Annotated in this window: 2 protein-coding genes; both read right to left on the reverse strand. The window is 67.9% G+C overall.

Annotated features, from left to right (window positions below):
- Positions 1-15: 15 nt before the first annotated feature.
- Entirely contained in the window at positions 16-1,392 is a 1,377-nt protein-coding gene (locus A7X12_RS19385; protein ID WP_064313108.1) for a glutamate--cysteine ligase, read from the reverse strand.
- A 57-nt stretch (positions 1,393-1,449) separates the two neighbouring features.
- The coding region (locus A7X12_RS26470; protein ID WP_232318601.1) for a 16S rRNA (uracil(1498)-N(3))-methyltransferase at positions 1,450-1,738 on the reverse strand (289 nt) is incomplete at its 5' end.

Genomic DNA, 1,738 nt, shown 5'->3' on the forward strand with positions numbered 1-1,738 from the left:
GAGGATCAATGGCCCTCAGAACTTCGCCTCGCCATAGACCCGCGTGATGTCCCCGGCCCAATCGCCGTTATACCGATCGAGCAGCACCTGTGCCGGCACCTTGCCGGTGCGCACGATCTCGCGCAGCGGATCGAGGAAGCCGGATTCGTTGTCGCCCGAGCCGTTCAGCCGGGCACGCGCCTTTAGGCCGGCCCCTGCGATCTCCAGCACCTCGCCGGCGATGTCGACCAGCTTGCCGCCGCCCGGCAGCGGCGCATCCAGCGCCAGCTTCGGCACCGCGCTGCGCAGCGCCTCGCGGCCCTCCATCGACCAGCCCTTCACCAGATCCCAGGCGGCATCGAGCGCGCCCGAATCGTAGAGCAGGCCCACCCACAGCGCCGGCAGCGCGCAGATGCGGCCCCAGCGGCCGCCATCGGCGCCGCGCATTTCGAGGAACTGCTTCATCCGCACTTCGGGGAAGGCGGTGGAGAGATGGTCGGCCCAGTCGTCCATCGTCGGCAGCTCGCCGGGCAGGACCGACAGCTCGCCCTTCAGGAAGTCGCGGAAGCTGAGGCCCGCCGCGTCGATATATTTGCCGTCGCGGTAGACGAAGTACATCGGCACATCGAGCGCGTAATCGGCGTAGCGCTCATAGCCGAAGCCGTCCTCGAACACGAAGGGCAGCATGCCGGTCCGCGCCGGATCGGTGTCCGACCAGATATGGCTGCGATAGGAAAGATAGCCGTTGGGCTTGCCCTCGGTGAAGGGCGAGTTGGCGAACAGCGCGGTCGCCAGCGGCTGCAGCGCCAGGCCGACGCGGAACTTCTTCGCCATGTCGGCTTCGCTGGCATAGTCCAGGTTCACCTGGATCGTGCAGGTGCGCAGCATCATGTCGAGGCCCATCGAGCCGACGCGGGGCATGTGGCGCAGCATGATCTCGTAGCGGCCCTTGGGCATGATCGGCAGCTCGGCGCGGGTCTTGTCCGGCCACATGCCCATGCCGAGAAAGCCGATGCCGAGCCGGTCGCCGACGGCCTTCACCTGGCGGAGGTGGCGTCCCGTTTCGGCGCAGGTGTCGTGCAGGTTTTCCAGCGGCGCGCCGGAAAGCTCGAACTGGCCGGCGGGCTCCAGGCTGATCGCGCCGTCCGGGCCGGACAGGGCGATGATGTGCTCGCCCTCATATACCGGCTTCCAGCCGAATTCGGTGAGGCCGATCAGCAGCGCATGGATGCCGCCGCGCTCCTCATAGCTGGGCGCGCGGTGGCTGCCGTCCATCCAGTAGACGAACTTTTCGTGCTCGGTACCGATGCGCCAGCGCTCGGCCGGCTTTTCGCCCTTGGCGAAATACTCCACCAGCTGGGCACGATCCTCGATGACCGCCGCGGTCTTGTTCGAAACGGTCTTGGTGCTCATTTTCGCGCCTCTAGCGATGCCGGCGAAACGATGCCAGCGGATTTTTGTACCGTTCGGTTACCAGTCGCCGGCGGCCCCCATCCACAGGCTCACCGCCGCCGCCGCCGCAGTTTCCGCCCGCAGGATGCGGGGACCGAGCGCGATGCCGATGGCGTGCGGAACGGCGCGGATCGATTCGCGTTCCTCCGCGTCGAATCCACCCTCGGGTCCCACCAGGATCGCGGCGGGACCGGGATGGGCGCGCATTGCCTCCAGCGCAGGCACGCCGCCGGTCTCGTCGGCGAAGAACAGCGCACGGTCCGCCGGCCAGTCGCGCAGCAGGGCGGGGAGCTTCACCGGCTCGACC

The sequence above is a fragment of the Sphingomonas sp. TDK1 genome, assembly GCF_001650735.1.
Lineage (GTDB): Bacteria > Pseudomonadota > Alphaproteobacteria > Sphingomonadales > Sphingomonadaceae > Sphingomonas.

Bases quoted from the DNA above. Each gene is read 5' to 3' on its own strand.
- A7X12_RS19385 (WP_064313108.1), bottom strand. From the start codon at position 1,392: ATGAGCACCAAGACCGTTTCGAACAAGACCGCGGCGGTCATCGAGGAT.